The following is a 26,226-nucleotide window of genomic DNA, read 5'->3' as shown; positions in this document are numbered from 1 at the left end:
TGCCTCCTTATACCATCATCGTAATCAGGCTGTTCTCATCGATGGCCTCATTACGCTCCAGCTCTCCGCTGGTCTTGCCATCCTTCATGATCATGATGCGATCGCACATACCAATGAGCTCCATCAGCTCCTCGGAAATCATGATGATGGACTTTCCATTCTTTCTCATCTGGTTCATTAACTGGTAGATATCCTGTTTTACCTTGATATCAATGCCTCGGGTCGGGCTGTCTAACACAACGATGTCAGAGTCCTTGCCGATCCATCTTGCCAGAACGACCTTCTGCTTATTACCACCGGAAAGATCCGATACAAACTGGTCTACATTGACCATCTTAACAGACATCTGTTTTGCGTATTTGTTTGCAAATTCTTTTAACTTTTTATCGCTTAACAGATGACTCTTGCCAGCCAGGCTGTCCAGAGACGGAAGGCAGATGTTGTCACCGATGCTCTGGTTTAACACTACAGACTCGTTATCACGGTCCTTGGACGTGTATGCGATGCTGTGTTTGATCGCAGTCGGGATATCATTGATCTGGGTTCCGTCTGCCAGCTCCACCGTACCGGTACGGTCATAGGAAGCACCGAAAATTGCTTTTCCGATTTCATGCATACCAGACTCGGACAAACCGCCAAAGCCAAGGATCTCGCCCTTGTGAAGGTCAAAGCTTACATCGTGGATCAGGCCCGGAACAGATACATTCTTTACAGAAAGAACCACTTCATCAGAAACCTTCTCGCCATAATCGGAACGATAATAGTCACCCGTTACCTCACGGCCAACCATGAGTCGTTTTAAATCATCCTCGGTTACATCTTTGCTCTTAACCGTATCGATGTAAACACCGTCACGCATGATGGTGATGGTATCGGACTTGTCCAGAACCTCCGGAAGGTCATGGGAAATGAAGATGATGGAGTTGCCGCTCTCACGGATCCGGTTCATATGCTTGTACAGCTCTTCACGTCCCTCCTGGGAAAGTGCGGTAGTCGTCTCATCGATGACAACGATCTTCGGATCAAAGTAGGTTGCCTTTACGATCTCGATGAGCTTACGGTCCTCAAAGTTATACTCATCAATAATATCTGCTGCCTTGATGCGCTCAAATCCATATTTTTTCAGGAGCTCCGTTGCCTTCTTGTTCATGGCATTGGTGTTCTTGATTCCCATATGTACGAACTGGTCTTCATGGCCCAGGAAGATATTCTCTGCCACAGTCAGGCCTGACAGGGTACCAAGCTCCTGCACGATAATGGAGACACCCTCGTTATTTGCCTCAACCTGGTTTTTCGGATGGATCTCTTTTCCATCCAGTACAAAGGTACCGCTTCCGATGCTGTAGATACCGGTCAACATGTTGGTCAGGGTTGATTTACCGGAACCATTCTCACCGATCAGCGCATGTACCTCGCCTTTGTTTACGTTAAATGAAACATTCTGAACCGCCTTCGTGATACCGAAGGACTTGCAAAGATTTTTTACCTCTAACCTTACTTCGCTCATTGCATTTCCTCCCTATGATCTACTTGACGATCTCGCCTTTTGTTACTTTGGTGGTTACCGTAATGATGATCAGCAGCGCAAGGCCGGTGATAACATCCTGGATTGCGGTCGGAGCACCCATGGCGATGAATCCAAAGAAGATGATGTTGATGACAAACTCACCGATCACAATTGCCTGTAACGGCATACCGTATTTCTTAAATGCCAGTCCGAAGAAGCAGCCCATGGTCGGAACGAAGTTACGGCTCATGGATGCCATACCGGTTACTGCTACCATGGAAGATCCATAGCTGATGGTCAGGACTGCCATGACGCCAAGGAACGCACCACTTAAGATGAATGCCAGAACTTTGTATTTGTCAACATTGATACCCATGTTCTTGGCTACGAACTCGTTGCTGCCGATTGCGTAGGTGTATGTACCGATCTTGGTGTAGTTTAAAAAGATGTAAGCAACCACACAGGCTAACACTGCCAGGATAATGTTGCCCGGCATCTGGCCGAAGGCGCGCAGGTTAGACGGAAGAGTCTGCTCCACGCCGCCTGCAATGTAGTTTGCGATGGACTCGTAGATGAGTGCAAGACCAGTGGTTACGATCATGGACGGAATGTGAAGCTTAACATAGAAAACACCGTTCAGTAAACCAACAATGGAACCGGTCACGATGCTGCCGATGATAAGGCCTGCATAGCCCATTCCGAATCTCGATGCAAATACGCAGCCAACAATTGCGGAAAGCATGATGTTTGCGCCAATAGAGAAGTCGAACATTCCCATAACCATGACGAAATAGAAGCCAACTGCACCGACTGTGGCGATCAGGCTGGCCTGGAAGTAGCTCAGCATGTTGGCCGGTGAACCAAAGTTAGAAGGTGTCAGGATCTTAAAAATCAGCCAGGAAAGCACTACCAGACCAAACAGGATCAGATAGCCTTTCGCAGTTCCCGAAAGTTTTTTCTTTCCGGGTGTGTCAACAACAGGAGTTCCCATATTCTTTACCTCATTCTTATTTCATACTAAGACATGACGGCCGGCATCGCCGCGCGATACCGGCCGTCTCAAGCTACTCAGCCCAAATCATCTTTTGTAAATTATTTACCAGCTCTTGCTGCTGCATCTTCGATGGAGATCTTGGATGCTGCCTCTTTCAGGCCCTCAAGATCCAGCTCAGACATCTCAACCAGTTCCTCATCGGTGTAAGGAAGCTGATCTACGAAGTACTGCTCGTAAGCTTTGTAGTCATCTGCGGAAGATACATACAGGTACGGGAACGGAACATCCTCGAACTTGCCTTCAAATCCGCTGTAGTTGCCCTTGATTGCGTTGTATACCATCATGAAAGCGATAAGCGGGTCGCAGTAATGTCCGCCGGACTGACCAGCCATGGAACCGTTCTCAAGTCTCTCTCCAAGATCCGGAAGGAAGTCGGTGGAAACAATGTCGATATCCTGAACTTTGCCTGCACGCTCAACTGCTGCGATAGCACCCTGAAGCGGGTCACCGCCGCCGCCTGCCGGGATCAGTGCGTCAAGAGTCGGGTCTGCAGACATCAGAGCCTCTGCTGCCTTGGAACCACCCTCAGAAGAAGTACCAGCGTACTGCGGCTCAGACAGCTTAGCCTGATCATCCGGATGCTCTTTGTTCCAGTTCTCAACGCCTGCTTTGTAACCTTCCCATCTGCCTAACCAGGTAGCATCACCCTGCTCCCAGCCGATCAGACCGATGTTTCTGTCGCCCTTGTCCAGAAGGATCTGAACCAGTTTCTCGCCGTTCTCCGGCTCGTTCTCATGAACTGCACCGATGTAGTACGGAGACTGGGTTGCCATGTCGTAGATATCTGCGCTGTTATCCTTGCTGATTACACGGAAGAACTGTGCCAGATAAACCTTGTTGTCGTTTGCGGTCTTGATTGCAGAAGTCATCTCGGTATCGGAAGAGTTACAGATAATGATACCCTGGCATCCTGCTGCTGCAAGCTGCTCAACAGAAGCGGTAACCTTCTCAGATACATGTCCCTGGTCAACATACTGAACCTGTACCCCTAAAGCCTTTGCTGCTTCATCCAGGATCAGTTTACACTGGGAACCAAGAACGTCGGTAGAAGACCAGATGGAAACACCGATCTTGATGTCCTTATTGTCGATACCGGAAGCTGCTGCCTCAGTGGTCTCTGCGCCGCCCTCTGCCTTGGTATCAGCTGCCGGAGCTGCTGTGGTTGCGCTGGATGCTGCGCCGCCGCCACAAGCGGTCAGGCTTGCCAGCATCGCTGCTGCTGTCACGGTTGCCGTTGCTTTTTTGAAGACTTTCTTCATTTTGATTCCTCCCAACATGTTTTTTGATTGTTTTCAACAACTATCATGGCTTTATTATACGTTTTGACAGCAAATTGTGCAATACAATACAAGATATTTTTTCTCGAAAGTTGTATTTTTTACTATACAATATGATCTAAAAATTGTCATATCATTCGTTCTTTTTTATCAACAGTGTGCATGTTCCATCATTTTTCGAGGGCATTAGCTGTCGTTTATTGTGTATTTTTGTCAATACATGCGTTGATTCTTTAACGTTCAGGATTCTTTTCAAATACAACTTTGAGAGGCGGAGGAAGCTGTATGGTATTGGATATCTTAAAAAACAGTACAAAAAAGAGACCGGCATTTGCGCATTGCACTGCCGGTCTCTTTTTTTGTTTCTTTATATTATTTTCCTGCATCCACAAAGCTCAGTCCCTCTGCCAGGGTCTGGCCGTCTGCCTTGATGGTAATGGTCTCTGTATCCAGGTTCTCGCAGAACGTGTTTGCTACTGCCTGCAGAACCTTTTCCTGATTCTCAGACGGGAACTGACTTAATTCCAGAGTTGCCTTTTCTGCCATGGTGGTGTCTGCAGTTACGCCCGGACCTGCTTCCTGGCTGGCAACACTGCCCTCGGTGGTGAAGCTGACCGCCTTAGTACCGTTATCCAGAACTCCGTACTGAACAAGAAGATCTACCAGACTCTGTGCATCCAGGGTCTCTACGGAATCCATGGTTCCCTCGATCTTGCTTCCATCTTCGCTGACACTGTATACAGATACCATGGTAAGATCCGGCGCCTCCTGATCAACTGGTCTGCCGGTTACAACACCCGGGCCTGCATCTGCAGTAGACTCAACTACTTCTTCCTGCTGCGGCTCTTTCACTTCACCGGTTTTATTTTTCTCGGTAGTCGGGGTACATGCTACTAATGATAAGATCATCATGGCTCCCAGTAAGCCCATGACTAATTTCTTCATAATGATAAAGCCTCCTTGTATGTTATGCTTTCGCCTTGCGAAACCAGATATTCAGTTTTGCAAGGGCTTTGACAAGGCTTTCGGTTTCGTTGGGAGTCAGATCCTGCAGGATTGCGTCAATCATATTGTGGTGGAACTGTTCATGATGCTCATAGGCATGCTTTCCTTTTTCAGACAGCGAAATATAGACTACACGCCGGTCTTCCTTTCCTCGTTCCCGGGTCACGTAGCCTTTCTTCACCAGACTGTTCATGGCTATGGTCAGGGTTCCCACTGTCACAGAAAGCTCTTTGGCTATTGTAGACATGTTCTTGGGTTCTCCTGTGCCAATGGCCTGGATCACATGCATATCGTTATTTGTAATATCCTGGAATTCCTCCGTAATGATAACCTGTTCCTCTAAATCCATCACATCACGGAACAGCTTTACCAGGGCATCGTTTAATGTCGCGTAAGTATCCACTTTTCTCCCTCACTGCACGCGAAGCCTGTCGCTCCGCTCTTGATTATACATGATTTACTATCTTTCGACAACCGCGTTTTTCTTACAACATTGTGAAAGAAATGTGTTCTTGGTAATGTTTTACTTTCCCGTAATCCAGATACTGGCCGCAATCCCGGCCGCTGTAGCGATGAGTGCTCCCGGCACCGTATAGCGGGTCCGGCGCACTTTTACACTGCCAAAATAAATACTCAGACAGTAAAAGACCGTCTCTGTACTGCTCATTATGACAGAGGCCGCCATACCGATACGACTGTCCGGCCCGTACTGCCTAAACAGATCCAGCAAAAGCCCCGTAGCTGCTGAGTTGGACACCAGCCTTACCAGAGTAATAGGCACCAGTTCCTGCGGAATATGAAACAGTCCGGCTGCTCCCGCGCTAATATCCGTTATCGCATCCAGTAGTCCGGATGCCCGCACTACCCCCACAGCTGTAATCAGACCAATCAGAGTCGGCAAAATGTCCGCCACCGTTTTTATGCCGTTCTTTGCGCCATCCAGAAAATCGTCGAATATCGGGCGGCGGGAAATCAGACCGAAGGCGATCACATAGCTGATGACAAGTGGAAGAAGCATTTTAGAAAACCACAGAATCATAAATGAGCAGCCCTCCTGTTCTTCCAGTCCATAACCTTGCAGAAAACCACCGCCGCCAGCGTAGAAATTGCCGTTGCAGCCAGCGCCGGTCCCAGCACCGTCTCCGGCTGCTTTGACCCATATTCGCTCCGGTAAGCAATCAGTGTCACTGGAATCAGCTGCAGAGACGAGATATTTAAAATAAGAAACGTGCACATGGATGAGGTGGCTGTACGTGCCTCATCCCCGGTCGCCCGAATATCTTTCGCCATCTCCTGCATTGCTTTTAATCCCGCAGGCGTTGCCGCCATGCCAAGCCCCAGCATATTGGCAATGATGTTTACCGCAATCGGTTCCCTGGCTGGATGATCCCGCTCAAGCTCCGGGAACAAAAAATCAAGAAGCAGCGTCACTCGCCCGGCAAGCCATCCCACCAGTCCTGCCCGGGTTCCGATTTCCATGATACCGCACCAGAATGACAGAATTCCGAGCATAGTAAGACCCAGACTCACGGATTCTTTTGCAGAGTCCAGAAGAGCCTGGGTCACTTCATTCCATGTTCCGTTTATCGCTCCCCACAGCATTCCGGCTAAGAGCATGCCGCCCCAGAGATAATTCAGCATACCGGTCACCTTCCGTTCGAATGGTGCTGGCATTCCTGATCACTCGAACCGAAAAACAGCACCGTTTGCTTTCAGTCTATGGAGTTTCCATCTCTTTTATGTCATACAGGGAACACTTTCCTTTTGTCACGCGGTGTTTTTGCATTTTATACAGTCTGTTTTCTGCATTACCAGCACTTCCTGTTACACTGCTCCAACCAGATCCTGCACCACAGCCTCCACCGTCTCAATCTTATCCGCACGGTAAGCATTACTTCCACAAAACAACAGCGCGTCATTCAACGCACCCTCTGCCGCATTGGACAGAGCCTTTGTGATGCAGTACGGAATATTAGCCGGATCACAGTGCTCCAGGCACTGGTAGCAGTGGGTGATCTTCGCCTTCTCTCCACGCTCTTTCATGGCCGTGATTTTCTCCAGAAACGGGTTCACAATTGCCCGTCCCGGCATACCCACCGGACTCTGGGTGATCACAATATCTTCAGCCGTCGCGTTGATGTAGGCCTGCTTGTAGCTCTCCGGTGCGTCGCATTCCTCGGTAGTGACAAAACGTGTTGCCACCTGCACAGCATCCGCACCAAGCTCCATGGCATGCTCCACATCCGCCCTGGTGTAAATACCGCCTGCAATGGCTACCGGAATATGTTTCTGGTACTTCTCCTCAAACTGCTTTACCACCTTCATGATACCGCGGATTTCTTCATCATACAGATCCTGATGATAGGTATGCGGCACATCCTTTGTGTCTGCACCGTAGCGGCTCAAATCCTCTCTGGAAAAGCCCAGATGACCGCCTGCCAGCGGCCCCTCGATCACCAGGAGATCCGGAATGCGCTTATACTTGCGATCCCACATTTTGCAGATCACCATAGCGGATTTTGCAGTGGACACAATAGGCGCTATTTTCGTCTTTGCCCCTTCCACAAGCTCCGGCAGGGACACCGGAAGTCCGGCTCCGGAAATAATAATATCCGCTCCGGCCTTCACAGCCTCCTTCACATACTGGGCGTAGTTGCGGGTTGCCACCATAATATTAAATCCTATAATACCCTTCGGCGCAATCTCCCGCGCTTTCTTCAGTTCTTCACCAATGGCGCGCAGATTCGCCTCCATAGGTGCCTTTAAAAACTCCGGATCCTTAAATCCGATCTGCGCGGTGGAAATGATGCCAATACCACCTGCTTTCGCTACTGCTCCTGCCAGGGAGTGCAGGCTGATGCCTACTCCCATTCCCCCCTGAATGATGGGATATTTTGCTGTAAGATCACCGATTTTTAACGCTTTCATTATAATACCTCTTACATATTCCGGAATCTCTGGTAACGGGACTCCCGAATTGCTTCCTTTGTCTTGCCGCTGTACCGCTCAAAGAATGCGGTCATGCTCTGTCTCATATGCTCTGCCAGCTCTGGCATAGTTTCGATGGAAGCCGGTTCCGGCTCCGGGATCACTTGCTCGATCAGGCCGCGCTCATAAAGATCTGCTGCCGTAATCTTCATAACCCTGGCTGCATCCGGGGCCTTCTTGCTGTCCTTCCACAGGATGGACGCAAATCCCTCCGGAGAAAGAATAGAATAAATGGCATTTTCCAGCATCCATACTTCATTGGCTACCGCCATGGCCAGCGCGCCGCCGCTTCCGCCTTCTCCGATTACGATTGAGAGGACCGGAACGGTCAGTGCCGCCATCTCAAAAAGGTTGCGGGCAATGGCTTCCCCCTGGCCGCGCTCCTCAGCCTCAATACCGCAGAACGCGCCAGGTGTATCTACAAAACAGATCACCGGTCTGCCGAAGGTCTCCGCCTGCTTCATCAGGCGCAGCGCCTTGCGGTATCCGTCCGGAGACGGCATGCCAAAATTCCGGTGAATGTTTTCCTTGGTGGTGCGGCCCTTCTGCTGGCCGATCACCGTTACCGGCATACCGCGGAAGGTGGCAATACCGCCGATGATAGCTCCATCATCACTGAAATAACGGTCACCATGGAACTCCATAAAATCATCAAACAGCGCATGAATGTAATCCAGTGCCACCGGACGGGCTGCGCTTCTGGAAAGCTGCACCGTATCCCAGGCATTTTTTCCACTCTTTTTCTGTTTTTCCAGATAGTTTTCCACAGACTCTGCAGGTTCTGCCTGCACATACTGTGGATTCACAGTCATTTCCTGTTTCTTGTGCATCCGCAAAATGTCTGCCAGCACATCCCTCTGGTTTTCACGGTCTACGATCTTATCCACAAAACCGTGCTCCAGTAAGAACTCTGCTCTCTGGAAGCCCTCCGGAAGCTTCTGGCCGATGGTCTGCTGAATAACACGAGGCCCTGCAAATCCAATCAGAGCATTGGGTTCTGCCAGGATGATATCGCCTAACATGGCAAAGCTGGCTGTCACGCCCCCCGTAGTCGGATCTGTCAGGACGCTGATAAAAAGCTGTCCTGCCTCATGATGCTTTTCCAGTGCAGCAGAAGTTTTGGCCATCTGCATCAGGGAAACAATGCCCTCCTGCATTCTCGCGCCGCCTGAGCAGGCAAAAATAATGACCGGAAGTTTTTCCTCGGTAGCACGCTCAACCATGCGGGTAATCTTCTCGCCCACCACATGTCCCATACTGCTCATGATGAACCGGGCATCACAGATACCAATGGCAGTCTCAAAGCCTTTGATGGTTCCCTTTCCGGTTACGATAGCTTCCTGAAGTCCGGTCTTTTCCTGTGCTGCCTGGACCTTCTTCTCGTATCCCGGGAAATCTAATGGATTGGAAAACGCCATTTCCCTATTCCATTCTTCAAAGCTGCCCTCATCCAGCAGCATCTCAATCCGGCGGTACGCATGCACCCGGAAATATCCGCCGCACTTCGGGCAGACATACAGATTGTTGCGCACGTCTTCCACATAGATCGGCTGGCCGCACTTATTACACTTTCTCCAGAGTCCCTCCGGGATGTTCGGCTCTTCTTCGCTTTTAGCCTTACGGTGCGTGTCGATCATGGTATATGTCTTTTTGAACATATTTTTAAACATACAGGATTCTCCTTAATAGGCGTAAGACACAGGAAAATACTTCCCTGTGCCTTATTACATTACTTACAGTATTCCGGGAACTGATCCGGGATAAATCCGGTATCAATTTTGTGTCCGTCCTGATAAACCGGATTGCTTAAGATCTCGAACTGGAAATCCAGGTTGGTGTCGATGCCTTCAATGATCAGCTCGCCCAGCGCGCTTCTCATCTTCGCAATGGCCTCTGCACGGTCTTTTCCGTGTACGATCAGCTTCATCAGCATAGAATCATAGTTGGCCGGAACCTTATACTCATTGTAAATGTGTGTGTCCACACGGACTCCGTTGCCTCCCGGGATGTGAATGTTGGTAATCTTTCCCGGACACGGCATGAAATTCTTTGCCGGATTCTCTGCGTTGATGCGGCACTCAATGGCATGGCCCTGGATACGGATATCCTTCTGGGTCACGCTTAATTTCTCTCCTGCTGCCACACGGATCTGCTCTTTGATGAGGTCCAGACCGCTTACCAGCTCCGTTACCGGATGCTCTACCTGGATCCGGGTGTTCATCTCCATGAAATAGAAATTTTTATTCTTATCTAACAGAAACTCAATGGTTCCCGCATTTTCATAGCCAACGGCTTTTGCCGCCTTTACGGCAGTCTCACCCATCTTTTTGCGAAGCTCCTCCGAGATTGCGATGGACGGGGATTCCTCCAGCACCTTCTGGTGGCGGCGCTGAATAGAGCAGTCACGCTCGCCTAAGTGAACAACATTGCCGTACTTGTCCGCCATGATCTGGAACTCAATATGACGCGGGTTCTCTACGAAACGCTCCAGATACATGGTGTCATCGGAAAAGCCCTTCACGGACTCCATCTGCGCATTCTGGAAGTTGGCTTCAAAGTCTTCCTCACTCCAGGAAACGCGCATACCTTTACCGCCGCCGCCGGAGGATGCCTTGATCATAACCGGAAAACCGATCTCTTTCGCCATCTTCAGAGCCTCTTCTACCGTGTAAACCGGCTCCTTGCTGCCCGGAACGACCGGTACTCCGGCCTCCACCATGGTCTTTCTGGCTGCGGATTTATTTCCCATCTTATTGATGATCTCCGCAGACGGACCAATGAACGCGATGCTGCACTTCTGGCACAGCTCCGCAAAGCGCGCGTTTTCGGAAAGGAATCCGAATCCCGGATGAATCGCTTCTGCCTTCATGGCTACGGTAGCTGCCAGAATACGCTCCATATTCAGGTAACTCTGGTTTGACGGTGCCGGTCCGATACAGATGGCCTCATCTGCCAGAAGGGTGTGCAGACTGTCGCGGTCTGCCTCCGAGTAGACTGCCACGGTCTTGATTCCCATCTCGCGGCAGGCCCGGATAATTCTTACCGCAATCTCGCCGCGGTTCGCGATTAAGATTTTATCAAACATTCCCGTACCTCAACTCTGCGTTTCCGCGGCCTTACTGGATCGCAAAGGTCAGCTCTGCTGATACCGCGATCTTTCCTTCTGCATTGGTCGCAACAGCCTTGCCAACGCCGATCGGGCCTTTGCGCTTAATGATTTCGCACTCCAGCTTCAGGCGGTCTCCCGGCAGCACCATCTGTTTGAATTTTGCGTTGTTGATGGAACCGAAAAACGCGGTCTTGCCCTTATTCTCCGGCAGGCTTAAGATAGCTACCGCCCCAACCTGTGCCAGCGCCTCGATCATCAGCACTCCCGGCATAACCGGCTGTCCCGGAAAATGGCCGTTGAACTGCGGCTCATTAAAGGTAATGGATTTATAACCAACCGCGCGTACGCCCGGCTCCAGCTCATCGATAAAATCAATCAGCAGAAACGGATGTCTGTGCGGAATGATCTCCTGGATTTCTTTGATTCCCAGTCTCATAATATACCTCCTATCGGATGCGGAACAGCGGCTGTCCATACTCTACCACGTCTTCGTTGTTCACCAGGACTGCCTCTACCACACCGTCATATTCACTCTCGATCTCGTTCATCAGCTTCATGGCCTCAATGATACCAAGAACCTGACCTTTCTTTACGGTATCGCCTTCCTTTACGAATGCCTCTGCCTCCGGAGAAGCGGAAGAATAGAAGGTTCCTACAAGCGGAGAAGTCACAACCTTATCAGAACCAATATCCAGGGTACTCTCCTTTTTCTCTTCAGCTGCCTTTTCCGGTGTCTCAGATACCGCAGCCGGAGCGGCTGCCATCTGCATCGGCATTGTGCCCATCATCGGAGCGGCCGGCTGGGAAATCACAACTGGAGCAACCGGAGCCTGTGCTACGTTTTTCTTCTTCTTTTTCTTGAGCACCAGCTTCTGGTCACCCTCTTCATATACAAAACTGGTCAGGCCGTTATCGGAAACAGCCTGGATCAGTGTTACGATCTCATCAATCGTCATGGTCTACCTCCTGAAGCCTTACGCCTCGAATTTCTTTACCAGCAGGGTTGCATTGTGTCCGCCAAAGCCCAGGGAATTGGAGATTGCACAGTTTACATCCATCTGCACGCCCTCACCCTTGCAGTAATCCAGATCGCACTCCGGATCATCCTTCTCCAGGCCTGCGGTTGCGTGGACATAGCCCTCCTGAATGGACTTTACACAGGTGATAAACTCCACACCGCCTGCTGCACCTAAAAGATGTCCGATCATGGATTTGGTGGAGTTGATCTTAGTCTTGTATGCGTGATCACCAAGCACGATCTTAATGGCCTTGGTCTCAAATAAATCGTTATGATGGGTACTAGTACCGTGGGCGTTGATGTAGTCTACATCCTCCGGCTTCATGCCAGCATCTGCGATGGCCATCTCCATAGCCTTTGCCGCACCGCTTCCATCCTCAGCCGGGGAAGTGATGTGGTAAGCGTCACCGGTTGCGCCGTAGCCAGCCAGCTCTGCGTAAATCTTCGCGCCTCTTGCTTGCGCATGCTCTAAAGACTCTAACACAACGACACCTGCACCCTCGCCCATGATAAAACCGCTGCGCTCTGCGTCAAACGGAATGGATGCACGGGCCGGATCATCGGTGGTGTTCAATGCAGTCAGGGAGGTAAATCCAGCCACGCCGATCGGAGTAATGCTTGCCTCTGCGCCGCCTGCTACCATCACGTCGGCATCACCATACTGGATGGTACGGAATGCTTCACCAATGGAGTGGGTGCCGGTTGCACACGCGGTTACTACATTGATGCATTTGCCCTTCATGCCAAACTGGATGGAAACATTTCCTGCTGCCATATTGCTGATCATCAGCGGAACCAGAAGCGGATTTACACGGCCCGGTCCTTTTTCCAGAAGTTTCTTATACTCACGCTCAACGGACTGCAGGCTTCCGATACCGGAACCAATGCTTACGCCCACGCGGAACGGATCTTCCTGGCTCATATCAAGTCCTGCATCCTCAACAGCCTGTCTGGTCGCTGCAACTGCGAACTGGCAGAACTGCTCCATTCTCTTTGCTGCCTTCGGATCCATGAACTGCTTCGGATCGAAATTCTTAACCTCTGCTGCCAGCTTTGCCTTGTAATCTGTCGTGTCAAAATAGGTGATCGGTGCAATGCCGACTTTCTTTTCCTTTAACCCATTCCAGAATTCTTCTACGCTGTTGCCGATCGGGGTGATGGCACCCATGCCGGTTACTACTACTCGTCTGCTCATATCTGTTCTCCTATATTAGATAGCCATTCCGCCGTCTACGCAGATGACCTGTCCTGTAATGTACTTTGCTTCGTCAGATGCTAAAAACGCTACCAGATTTGCCACATCTGCGGTCTCACCGAATGTTCTCATCGGGATCTGGGCATTGATATTTTCTCTAATGGTATCAGACAGCACATCTGTCATATCAGTCTTGATAAAACCAGGTGCTACTGCGTTACAGGTGATACCTCTGCTTGCCATCTCTCTAGCCACTGCCTTGGTCATACCGATTACTCCAGCCTTGGAAGCGCTGTAGTTTACCTGTCCTGCATTTCCCATCACTCCAGATACGGAAGAAATGTTTACGATATGTCCGCTCTTTTGCTTTAACATCTGGCGGGAAATGTGCTTGATACAGTTGAACGCGCCCTTTAAGTTGGTGTTTAATACTGCGTCAAAATCCTCTTCGCTCATCTTCATCAGCAGATTGTCGCGGGTGATCCCGGCATTATTTACCAGAATGTCCACACGGCCATAAGTTTTCACCACATACTCCATCATCTCTGCTGCCTTGTCATACTCAGACACATTGCACTGCAGAGCTTCTGCCTTACCGCCCAGTGCCTCGATCTCTTTCACAGTCTCCTCTGCTTTTGCTGCAGAGCCATTATAATTGACAACAACAGTTGCTCCCTTTGCTGCCAGAGTCTTTGCGATTTCTTTTCCGATGCCGCGGCTCGCGCCGGTCACCACCGCGATCTTTCCAGTTAACATCCTTTGATCTCCTCTACAACCTTTGCCACGTCATCCAGTTTCTCTATATTAAGAACCTTTACAGTTCTGTCGATCTTTCTCATAAATCCGCTTAACGTTTTGCCCGGACCAATCTCTACGAAGGTATCCACACCGTCAGCCAGCATGGTATGGACACTCTGCTCCCATCTGACAGAAGAGGAAACCTGTTTGGTCAGGAGCGGCTTTACCTCTGCCGCGTCCGTTACATACTGCGCGGTCACATTGGCCACATACGGAATCTGCGGAGTATGTACTTCCACATTTTCCAGCACCTCGCCCAGCTTCTCACCAGCGCCGATCAGCATGCGGGAATGGAACGGTCCGCTTACATTTAACATGATGGTGCGCTTTGCACCAGCTTCTTTTAACTTTTCGCAGGCAGTCTCTACTGCCTCTTTCTTTCCAGAAATAACAATCTGCCCCGGACAGTTATAGTTTGCGATCTGCACGCCCTCGATATCGGCAATGGTCTCCTCAATTGCAGCCGCATCCATAGCCAGAACAGCTGCCATAGCGCCCTGCCCTGCCGGAACTGCCTGCTGCATCAGGATTCCTCTCTGTCTTACGGTTGCGATGGCATCTTTCTCGCTCATAACGCCGGCAGCATAGAGTGCGCAATATTCACCCAGGCTTAAGCCCGCAGTCACATCCGGCTTTACCCCCTGTGCTTCCAGTACCTTTGTCATGGCAATGCTGGTGGTCACCATCGCTGCCTGGGTATATTCGGTGATATCCAGACGGTCATTCTCCGTAAAGCAAAGCTCCGGAACGGAGAATCCCAGGATATCGGTTGCCAGGTCGAAGGTCTCTTTTCCTTCCTTTGTCTGCTCATAGAAATCCTGTCCCATGCCGCATACCTGTGCGCCCTGTCCCGGGTAAATAAATGCGATCTTACTCATCACTCTTGCTCCTTTTTCTCTCTTACTTGCGGCCCAGAAGTGTCTCTGCCTGTGCCATCATCTCATCAATCATTTCCTTGCAGGTCTGCTCCTTGGAAACCATTCCTGCAATCTGTCCTGCCATCACGGTTCCGTTGGTAACATCACCTTCCTGAACCGCCTTGCGAAGCGTTCCGAGGGTCAGGTACTCCAGCTCCTCAAAGCTCTTGCCCTCATTCTCCAGCTTCACATACTCTCTGGTCATCTGATTTCTTAAGCAGCGCACCGGATGTCCGTGGGTGCGGCCGGTTACGGTAGAATCAATGTCTTTTGCCTTTAAGACACGGTCTTTGTAGTTCTGGTGTACGGTGCATTCCTTTGCAACCAGGAAGCGTGTTCCCATCTGAACTGCTTCTGCGCCCAACATAAAAGCTGCCGCGATACCGCGTCCGTCACCGATACCGCCTGCCGCGATAACCGGAATAGAAACCGCATCTACGACCTGCGGTACCAGAGTCATAGTGGTTGCCTCACCAATGTGTCCGCCAGACTCGGTTCCCTCTGCCACAACTGCGTCTGCGCCATAGCGCTCCATTCTCTTTGCCAGAGCTACGGAAGCCACAACCGGGATTACCTTGATACCGGCTGCTTTCCACATCTCCATATATTTTTCCGGGTTTCCGGCACCGGTGGTTACAACCTTTACGCCTTCCTCCACGATCACCTTTGCCACCTCATCGGCATACGGGCTCATCAGCATAACGTTTACGCCAAATGGCTTGTCGGTCACCGCCTTTACCTCACGGATGTAATTGCGGATTACCTCTGCCGGAGCGTTTGCTCCGCCGATCAAGCCCAGGCCGCCTGCCGCAGATACTGCCGCTGCCAGATGGCTCTCTGCCACCCATGCCATACCGCCCTGAATGATCGGATATTCAATGCCTAAGAGTTCTGTAATTCTCGTTTTCATCTGACTCCTCCAACTTCCTGCTTTCCATCAGGATTGCGCTCAGAGCTTGTATTCCAGACGCAATCCTGATGTGCTGTCTAAAAAAGGGTGCAGGGCTTACGCCTCTACACCTTTCTCCTTCAGGTAATTCATAACATCGCCAACAGTCAGCAGGTTCTGCAGATCATCAGACGGGATCTCTACAGAGTACTCATCCTCCAGGGCCATAACTAACTCAAACAGATCCAGGGAGTCAGCACCTAAATCCTCTTTAAAGGAAGAAGCCTCGGTGATGCTGTCTGCATCTACGCTTAACTGGTCTGCAATGATTTCTTTCATTTTCTCTAACATAATTTTGATCTCCTTTGATATGAAATATTTTCTTTTATAATTTGAAGGAAGCGGCATTTCATCCGCATTCCATACTACCAGGTTAACAGGACGGCTCCCCAGGTAAGACCGCCTCCAAAGCCTGCCAGCACCAGTTTGTCACCCCGGCTTAGCTTTCCTTCCCGGTTTAACTGGTCTAACAGGATCGGCACTGTAGCGCCGGAAGTATTTCCATACTTGTCAATGTTCATTGGTACTTTATCAAGAGGCTGCTTTAACCGCTTGGCTACCGCCTCGCAGATTCGGTAATTCGCCTGGTGCAGAACAAAATATTTAACACTCTCAATATCCGTTCCGCTCTCGGAAAGCACCTGGTTAATGCATTCCGGAACTTTCTTTACCGCAAACTTGAATACCTCCTGCCCATTCATGTAGATATACCCCAGCTCTGGAGTTTTTCCGTTCAGGAAATTTCCCTCACTGCGGGCCAGACAGGAAAGCACCATGCCCCTGGCTCCATCAGAACCCATAACCGTATGAATGATACCGTCTTTTTCATCTGCCTGAATGACTGCCGCTCCGGCACCATCTCCAAATAAAACGCAGGTTGCCCGGTCACTCCAGTCAGTCAGCTTACTCAGACAGTCGGCACCGATGATGAGTCCCGTCCGATATACACCGGCCTGGATAAATGCCTGGGCGGTACTGAGCGCGATTTCAAATCCGGAACATGCCGCACTGATATCAAATGCCATAGCACGAACCGCGCCGATGGCCGCCTGCACTTCACAGGCTCCGTTCGGGAAACAGTGATCCGGTGAGGATGTCGCAAGCAAAATAAAATCAACTTCCTCTGCCGATACGTTTGCGTTCTTTAGGGCACGCTCTGCCGCTCTGGCGGCCAGCACACTGGTGCCTTCCGTTTCCGCGATACGGCGCTCATGGATTCCTGTGCGGGTGACAATCCACTCGTCACTGGTCTCTACAACCTCTGCCAATTCTTCATTCGTCACAATCCGTTCCGGAACATAGGAACCGGTTCCAATAATTCTGCCTGTCATGCTCGTACCTGTTTCCTCTTCAAATTCGTGCTAAACTTTGTCATAATCATCTGAATTTTATTTTTAGCTTCAAATGTTTTGATACTCAAAGTATTTTGACGTTCTTATCTTATAGAATAAAAGGAGTTTTGTCAAGCAATATTTCCCGACAAAACTCTTCTGAAGCCAATCTTTTATTTTGTTTCAATCTGCTCATCTTTTAAAAGACGCATCATCAAAACCACCACATGCTTCCGTTCCTTATTCAGTGCCTCCCACTCGCATACAGGAAAATCTTTCGCAGTATTCTCATCCGGACCGTCTTCTACCAGACTTAAAAACTCCGAACATCTCATGCCAAACGCCTTGCTGATCTTTGTCAAAGTGTCAATGCTGACCGTGCTTCGCTTATTAAACATTGTAGTCAGGGTTGACTGCTTGATTCCGCTTAACTGAGAAAGCCGGTAACGGCTGTATCCCCTCTGCTTCATCAATTCTTCAATCTTAAGCAACAGCCTCTCGTTCTCCATGATGTCATATCTCCTTCTCCTTTGAATACCTCTATCTTATTGGATTTCAGAGACATGACATAGATTTAATATTTTGATAATATATATCGGAAAATTGACATATATTTCCATTTTTATGATTCTTTCTGTTCCGTCAGCATGCGGTAGACATCCCGCTTTGCGATTCCCCGGTCCTTTGCCACCAGCTTCATGGCTTCTTTCCGGTCAATACCCTGGTTCAGATAGAGCTCCATATGCTCCTCCAGACTCATCTCTTCCCAGGATTTCTGCTGCTCCGCTTTCAGTTCTCCAATGCTCTTTCCCTCAATTACAATAACACACTCACCTTTTGGCGCCTCGGTCTCGTAACGAAGAAGCGCCTCCGCAAACGTAGTACGGTAAGCTTCCTCATACTTTTTCGTCAGCTCCCGGCAGATCGTGATACGCCGGTCTGCTCCCAGTGCATCTGCCAGCTCCTGCAGGGTGCGCACCAGATGATGAGGTGCCTCATACACGATCATAGTCCGTGTCTCCGTCTTTAACTCTTCCAGAATCCACTGACGCTCTTTTTTGTCCACCGGCAAAAATGCCTCAAAACAGAACCTTCTTGTGGCCAGACCGGATATAGTCAGCGCCGTAATGCAGGCTGCCGGTCCCGGAAGGGATGTCACCTCAATCCCGGCTTCATAACACTGCTTCACCAGCTCCTCTCCCGGATCCGAAATGCCCGGTGTTCCCGCGTCTGTCACCAGCGCAATGTTCACGCCCTGACGCATCTGTTCCACCAGATAGTGCGCCTTGTCAATCTTGTTATATTCATGATAGCTTGTCATCGGGGTCTTGATCCCGAAATGGTTCAGCAGCTTTATGCTGTGTCTCGTGTCCTCTGCCGCAATCAGATCTGCTTCCTTTAAGGTATTGAGTACCCGCAGCGTAATGTCATCCAGATTGCCAATGGGTGTCGCGCAAAGATATAACTTTCCTGCTGCCTTTTCCTGCTCAGCCATAGTTACCTCCTGTTTTAGTATCCATAAACATCATAAATTTCCTGTGTATACACGCCGGGTTCCTTATATACAATGATCGGCGCTTCCACCTTCATCATGGATTTTCCACCCCGTACTGCCTCGATCAGCACCATATTGGCTTCCTTATCCGCAAACGGATGCACCAGCTTCATACGCTTTGGCTCCAGCTTATACGTCTTTAATGACGTGATGATCTCTGCCAGCCGGTGCGGCCGGTGTACCATGTAAAAACGCCCGCCGCTTTTTAAGAGCAAAGACGCCTCCCGGCACACATCATCCAGGGTACAGAACACCTCATGCCGCGCAATAGCCTTTGGCAGATCCGGGTTCTTCAGTCCGTGGTTATCATTCATATAAGGCGGATTTGACGTAACCACATCAAAAGAAGCCTTGCCGAACAGACGGCTGGCTTCCCTGATGTCTCCTCTTACGATGTCTACCCTGGCCTCCAGCTGATTCAGGCGGACGCTGCGTTCTGCCATCTCGGCCACTTCCTCCTGAATCTCCAGACCGGTAAAATGCTTTCCCTTTGTCTTGGCCTCCAGAAGAATCGGAATGATTCCGGTCCCGGTACCAAGGTCTACAGCTGCCTCACCCTCTTTCACCTGGGCAAAGCCGGACAGCAGCACGGCATCCATGCCAAAACAAAATCCTTTCTTCTTCTGGATGATGCGGTAACCGTTTCTCTGCAGATCATCAATCCGCTCATCCTCACCGCAAGTCACATTATTCATTCAGCTTTGATTTTCCTTCCCTTTTCTCAAGTGCCTCCAGTTTCTTCAGTTCATGATCCTCTGCCTGTTCGCCTTTGCCTTTTCTGCGGCGCGGTTTGAACTTTAATTGCTCTACCTTATACTCGCGGATTTCTTTTTCATCCTTCTCCACAGTCACAATAACCTTCACCAGCTGGCGCAGTACATTCACACTCTGCACCTCGCCCTTTAAGCCATCATCCGTGGTAACATAATCTCCCACGCCCGGGAGCTTGCTGTTTAAGTACTCGTAAGTCTCTTCCTCATTTTTCAGGCAGCACATCAGACGACCGCAGACACCGGAAATTTTGGTCGGGTTTAAAGAAAGATTCTGCTCTTTTGCCATCTTGATGGATACCGGAATGAACTCAGACAGATAGGAGTGGCAGCAGAGAGCTCTTCCACAGATTCCTATTCCGCCGACAATCTTAGTCTCGTCTCTTACGCCCACCTGGCGCAGTTCAATCCTGGTCTTAAATACCGATGCAAGATCCTTTACCAGCTCACGGAAATCAATACGTCCGTCCGCCGTAAAATAAAAGAGAATCTTATTGTTATCAAAGGTGTACTCCACATCGATCAGTTTCATCTCCAGCTTATGCTTGCGGATCTTTTCCTGACAGATTTTAAAGGCATCCTTTTCTTTTTTGCGGTTTGCTTCTTCACGGGCAATATCTTCCTTATTCGCCATGCGGATGACCGCCTTTAACGGCTGAACCACCTTATTGTCTTCCACATCACGATTTCCAAGAACGACATGACCATACTCAATGCCACGGGCCGTCTCTACAATGACATGATCGCCATTTTTAATTTCCAGCTTTCCCGGGGAAAAATAATAGATTTTTCCTGCCGTGCGAAAGCGTACTCCTATTACTGTTACCATAACTTTCTATCTCCTATCTGTTCCCGGCATGCTCCTGTTACGGTTCACGCCTGCGGTCAATCTGCTCTTTCATGACCAGAAGCATCAGCTCCATGGCCAGTTCCATATTCACATTCGCGTCCAGGCGGACACGTGCTTTGTCTATGGCCTCTAAAATCTTCTCCAGCCCTTCATAGGAACACTTTTGTCCTATCCCGTTAATGCTGCTGTACTCATCCTTAAAAATAAGCTGGTTCATATCCCGCGCTACCTTATAAAGCAGTACATCCCGATACCAGAGCTGCATAAAATCCAGACACTCATAAATATCCAGATTCTCCTCTTTCATCTTCCGAATGTAATCTAACAACTCGGAAATGTCCATCTCCTTCACATGCTTCAAAAGATGGAGCATCTCTCCATGCAGGAGCTTAAAATCCTCAGAAGAAGCAAGTGAAATGGCTTTTCCCAGATTACCGCGGGCAAAAGCCGCATAAATATCAGCATCTGACTCCTCCACATGAAGAGTATCCATCAGGTATTTCTTTACAGTGAAATCACGCAGAGGCTTTAATTTGAGCTGCACACAGCGCGACAAAATCGTTGGCAGAAATGCCTCCTGATTGGTGGTTAAAAGAAGAATCACCGCATAGGATGGCGGTTCCTCAATGGTTTTTAACAACGCGTTCTGTGCCTGCTGCGTCATCTTCTCCGCTTCATCGACAATGTATACTTTATAATAACTGCTGTATGGACGAATCATGATGGTGTCATTGATCTGCTTCCGGATATCATCCACTCCGATGGTGCCCGGTTTTTCATGGGACACATAAATCAGATCCGGATGGCTGCCGCTTAAGACCTGTTTGCAGGCATGGCATTCCATACATGGCTCGCTTTTCCCCTTCTCGCACAAAAGCGTAAGGGCAAAGGCGTTCGCCAGAGACTTTCTTCCCATTCCCGCCTCACCAGTCAGGATATAGGCATGAGACACCTTGTTATATTCAATTGCTTTCTGAAAATGTTCCTTTATCTGGTCATGACCGATGATCTCCTGAAAATTCAGCATCGCAGTCACCTCACAATCTCTCTAATTTTAAGGCATATCAATGAAAAGTATAACACACTTTTTCCTTTCAGCCAATGCTCCGCATTCCAAATCGGCAAAATCTGCTGCCACCACTGTACCATACGGCATTTTCCGTTCAGAAAATGCCTGCCGTGTGCACTAACAATCGGCTCCTTCCTGCCGTCCTTCCATCTGAATACGGTCTGCAATCGCCCGGACACACACATCCAATTCCCGGTTTTCAAACGCTTCCGTCACATCCAGCCCCTTTAAGCGTTCCGGCGCAAAATCGGCCTCATCTGCCAGAAATCGCCGGCAGAGCTCTGCGTACTTCGGCACCTTCTGCTGCCGTTCCCTGGCAAGGGCACGCTCCAGGCGCACACCGTCATCCACCATCACATACAGTGGAACCAGCGCTTCCTTTCCATAATACTCCCGCAGTTTTTCGTAGGAATCCAGCGTACCGATCACCAGATAATTTTCCTGTGCCAGATCGACCTGTCCGTCATCTACCGTCGCATAGCTCCAGGGGCCAAACACCGTCTGATAGGTCCGCACTTCAATCACCCTGCCAGACTGCTCCAGCTTCTTAAGCCGGGCATCATCGATAAAATAATACTCCACGCCTTCCTGTTCGCCAGCCCGCATGGGCCGTGTTGTATAGAGCACAATGCTCTTAAGCTCTGGGTATACGCTCCGCAGCCGCTTATAAATACTGTCCTTTCCCGATGCGCTCTTGCCCATCAGATAAAAAATCTTTCCCATTCTCGTTTCCTCCAGGCCTGCCTTTTCTCACTGCTTTGTTTCATCTGCTTTTACCACCTGCAGATACCTTACTGTCTGGTCTTCCATTCCCTGTACCGGCAGTCCAATATCCCTGTCATACAGCACCTGACGGATAATCTCCTCCGTCATGCACTCTCCGGGTGTAATAATCGGAATTCCCGGCGGATACAGATAAATAAATTCTCCAGAGATCCGGCCTGCAGATTTCTCCAGCCGGATGCGCTCAAACGGAGCATTGAATGCCTCTGCCGGAGTCATGAAGATTTCCGGCACAAAAGTCACAGCTCTCCCATATTTTTCGTTGGACTCCCTGAAATCCTTTGTCATTCCAATTTTCCTGTCCATTTCCAGCAGTGCCTCCACCAGCCGCTCCAGATGCTCCTCGCTGTCTAAAAATGTCAGAATCGCCACTGCGTAATCTGCTCCGCACATCTCCATTTCAATTGCGTAATCCCGGCGCAAACACTCACTTAAGTTTTCCCCTGTCATTCTTCCCTGACAGGAGATTACCAGTTTGGACTCGTCCACATCAAACACACCATACGCATCGGCCTCTTTCCGGCTTAATAGCTTCAGATTCCGCAGTTCTTTCAAGCGTCCCCGCACCATTTGGATTCGCTCCGCAAATGCCCTCATATGTTCCGCCCCATGCTGCTGCATTTCAAAAATACACTGCTCCATTACCGCCATGAACACATATGACGGACTGCTGCTCTGATACATCTGAAGGCACCGTTCCAGACGGCTGCGGCTGACCCGTTCCCCCCTCAAATGCAGAATAGCAGTCTGGGTCAGGCTTGGCAGTGTTTTATGCAAACTCTGGATTACCAAATCTGCTCCACAATATATTGCAGACTCCGGAAAGCATCCCGCACCAAACGGAAAATGCGCACCATGCGCCTCATCTACGATCAGCGGAATTCCCCTGGCATGTACCACATCCGCAATTCCCCTGATATCAGAAACCACACCGTCATAGGTCGGCGACACAATCAGGACACTACGGATTTCCGGATGCTCTTTTAATTTCTTTTCCACATCTCCCGGCTTTATCCCTCCCTGAATCCCCAATTTTTCTATGATTTGTGGATAAACATACTCCGGTTTCAGAGAATTGAGGATAAGACCATGATACACCGATTTATGACAGTTGCGGCTCACCAGCAGTGTTTCTCCAGGATGCATCACTGCACCGATGGCGCTTAAAATTCCGCAGCTGCTTCCGTTTACCAGATAGTAAGTATGATCAGCGCCATACACACCTGCTGCCCACTCCATGGAGTCCTTCAAAATTCCCTCCGGGTGATGCAGATTATCAAACCCATCAATTTCCGTAATATCAATAGAAAATGGGTTAGGAAAATCCCTCAGCAATCCGCATTCCATCTGTCGTTTATGCCCCGGCATGTGAAACGCTGCCGTCCCAGAAGCGCTGTAGCGCTTTAATCGCTCTCTCAGTAATTCTTCCTGCTTCATCTTTCTTTATAATATCCTTCTTTACTGTTCCTTCTTTTTTCGTATAAGTGATTGTAACATAGAATATCTTTACATTCCAACTCATTTTCATTATAATCAAAATGCATACTATGAAAAGAAAAGAGATGAACTTCCTTGCGGGAAATGGAATTTAAAATGGAGCGTCAGGGCCTGGTAAAAATCGGCGCTGTGGTCGATGTAACCGAACGTGAAGGCTTCAATTACAGTTATATCATTGAACCGGCTGTGGCTATGTCCGGCTGCTATAAATCGCGTGACCGGTTGAAATCAAAAAAGGGCGTCATCAAAGACATCAAAGAAAATGCCCGTGGCTTCTATGTCATTGCAGAATTCGATGAATAATGAATATAAAACAGGGTTGTGACAGAAGATCAGTCTTCCATCACAACCCTGTTTTTATCCGGAATTACTAAAACCCTGCGCCACATGGCCACCGGCTCTTCTCCCTTTTTCCAATAACAGTCTTCCCAGTAACAATATACCTGACCGTCCTGCATCATCACAAATTCTACCCGGTCATTTCCCGTTGTATCCTCTCGCTCCCGAAGCTCAGCATCATCCAGATAACTCATCTGACCTGATCTGGAAATCACCGCAACCACGCCATAACTGTTCTTCCAGTTCTTCGGACAGTAATTTCCATAAATCTGGTCCCCTTCTTCTGAATAATACATCTGCCAGATGCGTCCCGGATAGCGCTTATGCAGTTCTTCTACCTCTGCACCCTCTTCCGTCAGGGAAAGACGGAAAAGCTGACTGTGCTGCTTGCCGCGCTCCTTCCCTTTCATCCAGGCACTGTAGTAAATCCAGTCTCCGACAATGCAGAAACTATCAATGGATTTTCCCATGGATTCAAAGAGCACTTCATTTCCGCCCTTATTGCAGAAAATAGCCTGCCCTTTTCCATTTTCCTGCTCCTTCAGATAATACAAAACACCGCCCGCCTCATGAGGTGCCGTCTGAATATTCTCAATCCGGTTTCCGGACATCTTGAAAATCCGGTCCCCATACAGATAATTCCCATCCACATCCGTCTGGAGTTTTCTTCCCAGCGTGTCATACAGGTAAATCTCATCCTGTTCCACAGCCGTATAGATTCCAATCTGCTGTGTCGCAAATGCCGCATCAACACTGATGCGCTGCACAGATCCATACTGCATGATATAGATCCCGTCTTCCCAGAATGTAAAATTATCTACATCCTGCGCGATGATCTCGATTTCCTGGTCTGAATTCGCCCGGTACAGCGTATGATACAGGGATGGATGAACCTGGGAAAGCTGGCTGTCTTTTCGCTCCAGACACGGCAAATAGTAAGTCCAGCCATCACGGGTCTGAATTTCCTCATTGTAATCATGCGCTCCTGCCAGACTGCTTTCCTCCAATGGTATTGTATAAAGGATCTGTCCGGATTCTGAAAGAACTACAGCCTTATCACCCAGCTGAATCTCTGTATTCTCGTTCTTTTCTTCCGTTTCCTCTGGCTGTTTAAATGTCCGCTCAAACGGCGCCTGCAGCAAATCAAACTGATGCTTCACCTTCCAGACTCCGGCAATAGCAAGTACACCGGCCACTACAATCAGTACCAGAGATCCAATTCTCTTTCCCGCGGAAACCTCCGGCTCCTCCGCATGTTCCCCATCACCTTCCACAATTCCAAGACGATCCTCAATTTCCAGAAGCAGCGATGTCTCATCCAGATTTGCCAGATTTTCTTTCTTCGCTTCCTTAGACTGCATTTTCTCTTCCGCATAGGAGGCCTCGATCATTTCCCTTGTTGCCTCCAGCTTCGTCTCAGCAAGAAAATCAGAACGTCTCAGCAGCCAGTCCAGCGGACATTTCTCTTTCTGCAGCTGTTCCCCACGCTGATACGCTTCCATATAAACCTGAACCAAAAGCTCCTTCGTCTTTTCTTCCTGGTTAAAAATCAGCTTAGCATGCCGATACAGGGATTTGTAGGTCAGGATATACAAATTCTCAAATTCATGAATCCACTTATTCTGTTCTGATACATTCTGTGGCTTTTTTGTCTTCATTCCATCGTCTCCTCTTTAGTCAGAGTGTGGTCATAGATCAAACAAAATTAATCCGTATCAACAAAAAAGGCGAGAACCTTGCTTAAGGATTCTCGCCCTTTAAATATACTGAGCGTGCGGGGATTCGAACCCCGGACAACTTGATTAAAAGTCAAGTGCTCTACCGACTGAGCTACACGCCCGTATGCCTTGGACCGGAATCGAACCAGTGACACGAGGATTTTCAGTCCTCTGCTCTACCAACTGAGCTACCAAGGCAAAATTGCGGGGATAGGATTTGAACCTATGACCTTCGGGTTATGAGCCCGACGAGCTTCCAGACTGCTCCACCCCGCGACATTCGCGAAATATTAAGTTGTTGAGTGGGGGAAGGTGGATTCGAACCACCGAAAGCACAGCTAACAGATTTACAGTCTGCCCCCTTTGGCCACTCGGGAATTCCCCCAAAATATTATTTTTTCAAAGCCGATAATCGGACTCGAACCGATAACCTGCTGATTACAAATCAGCTGCTCTGCCAATTGAGCCATATCGGCGAACCAGGTTTTCTTTGAAAG

Annotated in this window: 27 protein-coding genes and 5 tRNA genes; 1 reads left to right on the top strand and 31 read right to left on the bottom strand. The window is 49.3% G+C overall.

All coding sequences use genetic code 11. The annotated features are described in order from the left end of the window. Positions 1-7: 7 nt before the first annotated feature. The 25 genes from DWY84_RS12495 to DWY84_RS12375 form a co-directional block, all read right to left on the bottom strand. Positions 8-1,507, bottom strand: a complete 1,500-nt coding sequence (locus DWY84_RS12495) for a sugar ABC transporter ATP-binding protein (RefSeq protein WP_118533713.1) — start codon at positions 1,505-1,507, stop codon at positions 8-10. A 19-nt stretch (positions 1,508-1,526) separates the two neighbouring features. Next, positions 1,527-2,498, bottom strand: coding sequence for an ABC transporter permease (locus DWY84_RS12490; RefSeq protein ID WP_118533712.1), 972 nt, complete (start codon positions 2,496-2,498; stop codon positions 1,527-1,529). Positions 2,499-2,599: 101 nt separating this feature from the next. Then, complete coding sequence (locus DWY84_RS12485) at positions 2,600-3,820, bottom strand: sugar ABC transporter substrate-binding protein (protein WP_118533711.1); 1,221 nt, start codon at positions 3,818-3,820, stop codon at positions 2,600-2,602. Positions 3,821-4,210: 390 nt separating this feature from the next. After that, complete coding sequence (locus DWY84_RS12480; protein ID WP_118533710.1) at positions 4,211-4,783, bottom strand: GerMN domain-containing protein; 573 nt, start codon at positions 4,781-4,783, stop codon at positions 4,211-4,213. A 22-nt stretch (positions 4,784-4,805) separates the two neighbouring features. Then, positions 4,806-5,246 (bottom strand): MarR family transcriptional regulator, encoded by a 441-nt coding sequence (locus tag DWY84_RS12475; RefSeq protein ID WP_243024845.1) that lies wholly within the window; start codon positions 5,244-5,246, stop codon positions 4,806-4,808. 120 nt (positions 5,247-5,366) lie between these two features. Further along, positions 5,367-5,882 carry a spore maturation protein gene (locus tag DWY84_RS12470; RefSeq protein ID WP_118533709.1) on the bottom strand — a complete coding sequence of 172 codons (516 nt, stop codon included), beginning with the start codon at positions 5,880-5,882 and terminating at the stop codon, positions 5,367-5,369. Further along, positions 5,879-6,517 carry a nucleoside recognition protein gene (locus tag DWY84_RS12465; protein WP_347560798.1) on the bottom strand — a complete coding sequence of 213 codons (639 nt, stop codon included), beginning with the start codon at positions 6,515-6,517 and terminating at the stop codon, positions 5,879-5,881. Before DWY84_RS12465 ends, DWY84_RS12470 begins: the two co-directional genes overlap by 4 nt. A gap of 150 nt (positions 6,518-6,667) precedes the next feature. After that, the gene (locus tag DWY84_RS12460) at positions 6,668-7,771 is read right to left on the bottom strand and encodes a nitronate monooxygenase family protein (protein ID WP_118533707.1); all 1,104 of its coding nucleotides are present in this window, start codon (positions 7,769-7,771) and stop codon (positions 6,668-6,670) included. Positions 7,772-7,782: 11 nt separating this feature from the next. Then, positions 7,783-9,501 (bottom strand): acetyl-CoA carboxylase carboxyltransferase subunit alpha, encoded by a 1,719-nt coding sequence (locus DWY84_RS12455; RefSeq protein ID WP_118533706.1) that lies wholly within the window; start codon positions 9,499-9,501, stop codon positions 7,783-7,785. Positions 9,502-9,560: 59 nt separating this feature from the next. Continuing rightward, positions 9,561-10,916, bottom strand: coding sequence for an acetyl-CoA carboxylase biotin carboxylase subunit (locus tag DWY84_RS12450; protein ID WP_118533705.1), 1,356 nt, complete (start codon positions 10,914-10,916; stop codon positions 9,561-9,563). Between the two features lie 31 nt (positions 10,917-10,947). After that, complete coding sequence (gene fabZ / locus DWY84_RS12445) at positions 10,948-11,376, bottom strand: 3-hydroxyacyl-ACP dehydratase FabZ (RefSeq protein ID WP_118533704.1); 429 nt, start codon at positions 11,374-11,376, stop codon at positions 10,948-10,950. A 10-nt stretch (positions 11,377-11,386) separates the two neighbouring features. Further along, a complete protein-coding gene (gene accB, locus DWY84_RS12440; protein WP_118533703.1) occupies positions 11,387-11,896 on the bottom strand; it encodes an acetyl-CoA carboxylase biotin carboxyl carrier protein in 510 nt (169 codons plus the stop codon). 18 nt (positions 11,897-11,914) lie between these two features. Continuing rightward, complete coding sequence (gene fabF, locus DWY84_RS12435) at positions 11,915-13,153, bottom strand: beta-ketoacyl-ACP synthase II (RefSeq protein ID WP_118533702.1); 1,239 nt, start codon at positions 13,151-13,153, stop codon at positions 11,915-11,917. A 15-nt stretch (positions 13,154-13,168) separates the two neighbouring features. Then, positions 13,169-13,909, bottom strand: coding sequence for a 3-oxoacyl-[acyl-carrier-protein] reductase (gene fabG / locus DWY84_RS12430; protein WP_118533701.1), 741 nt, complete (start codon positions 13,907-13,909; stop codon positions 13,169-13,171). Next, positions 13,903-14,829 (bottom strand): ACP S-malonyltransferase, encoded by a 927-nt coding sequence (fabD, locus tag DWY84_RS12425; protein WP_118533700.1) that lies wholly within the window; start codon positions 14,827-14,829, stop codon positions 13,903-13,905. Before fabD ends, fabG begins: the two co-directional genes overlap by 7 nt. Before the next feature lie 22 nt (positions 14,830-14,851). After that, the gene (fabK, locus tag DWY84_RS12420; protein ID WP_118533699.1) at positions 14,852-15,778 is read right to left on the bottom strand and encodes an enoyl-[acyl-carrier-protein] reductase FabK; all 927 of its coding nucleotides are present in this window, start codon (positions 15,776-15,778) and stop codon (positions 14,852-14,854) included. A gap of 96 nt (positions 15,779-15,874) precedes the next feature. Next, the gene (gene acpP, locus DWY84_RS12415) at positions 15,875-16,108 is read right to left on the bottom strand and encodes an acyl carrier protein (protein ID WP_118533698.1); all 234 of its coding nucleotides are present in this window, start codon (positions 16,106-16,108) and stop codon (positions 15,875-15,877) included. 74 nt (positions 16,109-16,182) lie between these two features. Then, positions 16,183-17,148 carry a beta-ketoacyl-ACP synthase III gene (locus DWY84_RS12410; protein ID WP_118533697.1) on the bottom strand — a complete coding sequence of 322 codons (966 nt, stop codon included), beginning with the start codon at positions 17,146-17,148 and terminating at the stop codon, positions 16,183-16,185. Between the two features lie 173 nt (positions 17,149-17,321). After that, positions 17,322-17,657: a helix-turn-helix transcriptional regulator gene (locus DWY84_RS12405; protein WP_118533696.1), complete on the bottom strand. Its 336-nt coding sequence runs from the start codon at positions 17,655-17,657 to the stop codon at positions 17,322-17,324. A gap of 113 nt (positions 17,658-17,770) precedes the next feature. Beyond that, positions 17,771-18,643 carry a 16S rRNA (cytidine(1402)-2'-O)-methyltransferase gene (gene rsmI / locus DWY84_RS12400; RefSeq protein ID WP_118533695.1) on the bottom strand — a complete coding sequence of 291 codons (873 nt, stop codon included), beginning with the start codon at positions 18,641-18,643 and terminating at the stop codon, positions 17,771-17,773. A gap of 14 nt (positions 18,644-18,657) precedes the next feature. Beyond that, on the bottom strand, positions 18,658-19,398 hold the full coding sequence (locus DWY84_RS12395; RefSeq protein WP_118533694.1) for a tRNA1(Val) (adenine(37)-N6)-methyltransferase: 741 nt from the start codon (positions 19,396-19,398) through the stop codon (positions 18,658-18,660). After that, entirely contained in the window at positions 19,391-20,302 is a 912-nt protein-coding gene (locus DWY84_RS12390) for a stage 0 sporulation family protein (RefSeq protein WP_118533693.1), read from the bottom strand. The genes DWY84_RS12395 and DWY84_RS12390 overlap by 8 nt, the downstream gene beginning before the upstream one ends. Positions 20,303-20,339: 37 nt before the next feature. Then, positions 20,340-21,350 carry a DNA polymerase III subunit delta' gene (gene holB / locus DWY84_RS12385; protein WP_118533692.1) on the bottom strand — a complete coding sequence of 337 codons (1,011 nt, stop codon included), beginning with the start codon at positions 21,348-21,350 and terminating at the stop codon, positions 20,340-20,342. A gap of 159 nt (positions 21,351-21,509) precedes the next feature. Next, the gene (locus DWY84_RS12380) at positions 21,510-22,115 is read right to left on the bottom strand and encodes a guanylate kinase (RefSeq protein ID WP_118533691.1); all 606 of its coding nucleotides are present in this window, start codon (positions 22,113-22,115) and stop codon (positions 21,510-21,512) included. Positions 22,116-22,142: 27 nt separating this feature from the next. Continuing rightward, positions 22,143-23,612 carry a PLP-dependent transferase gene (locus DWY84_RS12375; protein ID WP_118533690.1) on the bottom strand — a complete coding sequence of 490 codons (1,470 nt, stop codon included), beginning with the start codon at positions 23,610-23,612 and terminating at the stop codon, positions 22,143-22,145. 135 nt (positions 23,613-23,747) lie between these two features. On the opposite strand from DWY84_RS12375, the gene DWY84_RS12370 reads away from it, so the two are divergent. Then, a complete protein-coding gene (locus DWY84_RS12370) occupies positions 23,748-23,975 on the top strand; it encodes a hypothetical protein (RefSeq protein ID WP_118533689.1) in 228 nt (75 codons plus the stop codon). Between the two features lie 29 nt (positions 23,976-24,004). On the opposite strand, the gene DWY84_RS12365 is transcribed toward DWY84_RS12370, so the two are convergent. The 6 genes from DWY84_RS12365 to DWY84_RS12340 all read right to left on the bottom strand — a co-directional run bounded on the left by DWY84_RS12365 (position 24,005) and on the right by DWY84_RS12340 (position 26,205). Then, positions 24,005-25,669 (bottom strand): hypothetical protein, encoded by a 1,665-nt coding sequence (locus tag DWY84_RS12365; protein WP_118533688.1) that lies wholly within the window; start codon positions 25,667-25,669, stop codon positions 24,005-24,007. A gap of 109 nt (positions 25,670-25,778) precedes the next feature. Beyond that, positions 25,779-25,851 (bottom strand) — tRNA-Lys (locus tag DWY84_RS12360). A 3-nt stretch (positions 25,852-25,854) separates the two neighbouring features. Beyond that, positions 25,855-25,927: transfer RNA gene (locus tag DWY84_RS12355), tRNA-Phe, on the bottom strand. Positions 25,928-25,931: 4 nt separating this feature from the next. Continuing rightward, positions 25,932-26,005 (bottom strand) — tRNA-Met (locus DWY84_RS12350). Positions 26,006-26,032: 27 nt separating this feature from the next. Beyond that, positions 26,033-26,114, bottom strand: a tRNA-Tyr gene (locus tag DWY84_RS12345). An 18-nt stretch (positions 26,115-26,132) separates the two neighbouring features. Next, positions 26,133-26,205, bottom strand: a tRNA-Thr gene (locus DWY84_RS12340). Between the last annotated feature and the right edge of the window lie 21 nt (positions 26,206-26,226).

The sequence above is a fragment of the Clostridium sp. AF27-2AA genome (assembly GCF_003478505.1).
In the GTDB taxonomy this organism is placed as follows: domain Bacteria; phylum Bacillota; class Clostridia; order Lachnospirales; family Lachnospiraceae; genus Brotaphodocola.
This window is presented reverse-complemented; position numbering and strand designations above follow the sequence as displayed.